This window comes from Pseudomonadota bacterium (assembly GCA_022361155.1).
In the GTDB taxonomy this organism is placed as follows: Bacteria; Myxococcota_A; Polyangia; order Polyangiales; family JAKSBK01; genus JAKSBK01.
This window is the reverse complement of sequence record JAKSBK010000407.1, coordinates 1-3629: the sequence shown is the minus strand read 5'-3', so window position 1 is coordinate 3629 and position 3629 is coordinate 1. Positions and strand designations below refer to the sequence as shown.

Sequence of the window (3629 nt, the reverse complement as noted above, 5' to 3'; positions counted from 1 at the left end):
CGAGGGGACCCGGCGGGCACGAGGGCTTGCCCCAACGGACTTTGCAGTGGAGCTGGGATGGGCGGCGCCTGCAGCCGTCAAGACGTGACCATCGCAAGCCCTGTGACCGACGGGCCTTGCGCAGAATGCGCCATACTGCGAAGTGCCGAGCGGAGCGACTCGACGGGCGGCCGGAGCGACCCAGCACTTGCCGAGACCGTGACGTATCCTTGCTTCTGGTGGGTGGGTGGGAAGCCTCAAGGCTGGCGCTGCGCATGCTACCTGCAGCACTTGCGTGCACCTGACTGCATGCGCTGTGACAGCCGGGCTTGACGCAAGGTCGGCGCGGCGCGTGCCACCTGACGCTCACTAGAGTGTCGGGTCTGCGCGCGCAGTAACGGCCGGACATGACTCTAGCTTTCGCCACCGGCGCCGAAGGAGTCTCTCACTTTCTTCCGTGCATCCTTTAGCAAAGCGTCATAGTCCGAACGAAATGGCTCCACGAGGGTCTTCTCGAGCTGACCGTGAAGTCGCCAAAGAACTTGCTCTTCGGCAGGGTCCTCCACGGGAAGGGCATCTCGCTCGTCGAGGCGCGACAGCCATTCAAAGAAGACAAGCGCCTCGTCACTGGTTAGCTCGAGCTTCATATCGGCCTCTCCTAAAACAAATGCCCGGTACGCAAAATGTCTTGCAGCTGCTGGGGGCTAAGACGGTAACCTGTCACGAAGTTGCCAGCCGAATCCGAGACCACATTCAGACCGGACTTCGGATCCAGAAAGTGTGTCGCAGGCTTGCCTCGATAGGCTCCTTCAATAGCACGCACGCCAGGACTATTGATGTGCTGGTGAATGGCGCGGCTGGCGTCCGCCGCTCTAGAGGGATTCCACGGACCCTTTAGCCCGAAGTCCGCTCCGTGCTTGCCGAAGAACTTCTGCAGATTTCTAGGCGTGCGCCCGAGTACTCGACTGAACGCGCCTGCCGCCCTTGCGGCCGCAAGCACCCTCAGGGTTACAACGGCGCCCCAGGCAGCTGCGGCAGCTGCGGCAGCCGCAGCCGCCTCGAGCGCCGAGAAACCGATGATGGCGAGTTCTGTGGACTGCACCGTCGACCTCGGTGTCGTCCCGTACTTGGAAGCCTTCGGGGTGCCGCCTTGATTTGGCCTGAACTCGTCCTTCCCGGTTTGCTTTCCTTCACCCGTTGACGAGTTACCCCCCTCTCCGGGCTCGCCAGCGCCTGAATCACCGACCGTACCGCTGAATCCAAGGCGCCTGCCCCCAACGATGCCGCCGCCCCTTGGATCCGACCTGCCGCTTCCCTGATAGGTGGGGACGCCCTCCGGCGTTGCACCTACGTACTCCCAACCGGAATGCTCGGTGACCGAGGCATCGACTGAACCTGCGCCCCCGCCGCCGCCATCTCTTTGCTTGACACACTTCTCGGGGTCGCTCTCACACGGCGTAAACCCGCTCGGATCCACCCAATTCAACGGATTATTGACCACATAGCTATACCGATTCCACGACTGGCTATTCCACGGCTCCGGCACAAACGGGTCGGGCTGCAGAAACCGCCCCATGTGGGAGTCATAGATTCTTCCCTTCATGTTCACGAGGCCGAGCTTGTTGAAGTGCTCGTGGCCGGTGTAGCCGAGCCGGGTCTTGGGGCGGTCCGAGTCGCCTGCTTCCGAATCGACCCGGAAACCGCCGAAGGGTGCAAACTTGCGCCGCTGGGCAAAGTCGGTCTGATCGGGGTCGTTGGTGACGACGACCGACCCCAGGTGGTCGTCGTGCAGCGCGAGCTTGGTGGTCAGGTTGGCGTTTTTCTTGCGGACGACCTCGACCACGACACGGGAGCCGTTGCTGACCAGATAATGCCCCTCCATCTCGGTGTCGGTTCTAACTTCGTAGTACAGGTCGTCGAAATACAGGGTCTCGCCTGCAGGGTCACCCTGCTTGTGTACGAGCTGGTCTTCGGCGTCGTAGATGAACTGCTCCGAAAAGCTCGCGTTGCCGATTTTCACCTCAAGGCTGGCGGGCTTGTCGAAGCGCGTGTAGACGATGTGGTCGAGGTCGGCTCGTGTTGGGTCGCCGCTGCTGCGACTCGTCAGGTTGCCGTTGTCGTCGTAGGTGTAGTCCTCCGTGAACCCGCCCCAGCTGCTCTGCGTGACGCGATGCGGGAAGCTGGTATCGCCGTAGCTGAGCGTCATCTGACCGCTGTCGTCGTCCAGCGGGCGTGTCTTGAGATTGCCGCCCGTGCTGTAGCTGAAGCTCTGCTTGGCGTTGTTGCCAACCTGGATGCTTAGCAGACGATCCAAGTGGTCGTATTCGAAGGTCTCCTTGCGGGCACGCGACCGGTTGTGGTCCTGGCGTGTCAATAGGTTGCCGTCGTCGCTGTAGGTGTACTCGAGGTTCTGGATGCCTGTTCTGCAGCGATTGTTGGGGCAGCGGCCGGTGCGGATGGTCTTCGGAAGCCCGGTGATCGGATAGTAGGTGCGCCAGCTTCGGTGGTCGTTGCTGAGAAAGCGCTCTTTCCACAGCTGGTCGAAGTCGTTGCTGGCCATGGCACGCCACAAGTAGGGGCCCGCAGCACTGCTGTCGCGGATGGCGGTTACGGCTCCCGAGGCAGCGTACTCGTAGTAGGCGCCGAACGACAAGCCCGTGTCATCCGGATAATCGATATGGTCGATGCGCCCGCGCACGTTGTAGTGGTAGCTGGCTTGTCGCCGGGGGCGGTTCGGGCTGTTGACTGCCCCGTAAACACGCTCCTTGCTACTCAGCCGCCCGGCCCAGTCGTAGCGGTAGTGGGTCTCGTGCCCGCTCGAGCTGACGCTCTTGCGAACCGCTCCATAAAGGCCCACGGGTGTCTGGCCCGGGCTCTGCACGATGTCCCACTCCCAGGTGTCCTTGCTCTCCACAACACCGTTGGCGTCTAGGTTGTCCCGCTCGATCAACCGCCCGAGCTGGTCGTAAAGGTAGCGGGTCACCTGACCCTTGGCGTCCGTGGTGGTTTCGAGCTCGCCGAAGGTATTGTACGTGCTGGCGCGCTCGCCCCCGAGGTCCGAGTCCTGGATGAGCGTGATGTCACCCCAGAGGTCGCGTTGGTAGGCGACTTCGTGGCCTCGGGCCACGACCCTATCGACCTGGTCGAAGGGCCCGTATTGCAACTCGGTGCCTGCTTGAGTCGCCGGGCTGTTGTACAGGTCCTTGGCTCGATCGAGGCACTGCGCGCTTTGCGCTGTGGGGTCGGCCACCTTGAGGGTCTGGCCCCGGTCGCCCACAAGCTCGCAGCCAATGTGGTTTTCCGGGCTTTGTACACACGAAACCGTGTTCCAATAGCAGCGCTGTTCGGTGGTGGCGTCCGGCAGCTCATGGCCTTTGGGCGCCCCCGCTATCCAGCCGAGTCCGGTTGTCGAAGCTGTACTTGGTGGTGTGCTCCCCAGCCCGGTCCAGGTCCACGACCGTGTGCCATTGAAACCCTAGCCAGCCACGACCCGAATGGTCCGAAAGACCTGCCCCGTAACGGTGGGCGAAGTTGCGGCGGAAGCTCACAGGGTCTCCCTCGCTGTACACCGATTGCCAGACGTAGTGCTTGGAGACCACGGCATGGCGCGGATAGCGGCAGTTGCGGGGATGGCCGCATCCCAGGTACGT

3 protein-coding genes are annotated in these 3629 nt (G+C 62.5%); all 3 read right to left on the bottom strand.

All coding sequences use genetic code 11. The features are described 5' to 3' along the window. Positions 1–392: 392 nt before the first annotated feature. Positions 393–626, bottom strand: coding sequence for a hypothetical protein (locus MJD61_15775; protein ID MCG8556724.1), 234 nt, complete (start codon positions 624–626; stop codon positions 393–395). An 11-nt stretch (positions 627–637) separates the two neighbouring features. Further along, positions 638–3256 carry a hypothetical protein gene (locus MJD61_15770; GenBank protein MCG8556723.1) on the bottom strand — a complete coding sequence of 873 codons (2619 nt, stop codon included), beginning with the start codon at positions 3254–3256 and terminating at the stop codon, positions 638–640. 88 nt (positions 3257–3344) lie between these two features. Then, a partial coding sequence (locus MJD61_15765) for a hypothetical protein (GenBank protein ID MCG8556722.1) occupies positions 3345–3629 on the bottom strand: 285 nt, incomplete at its 5' end.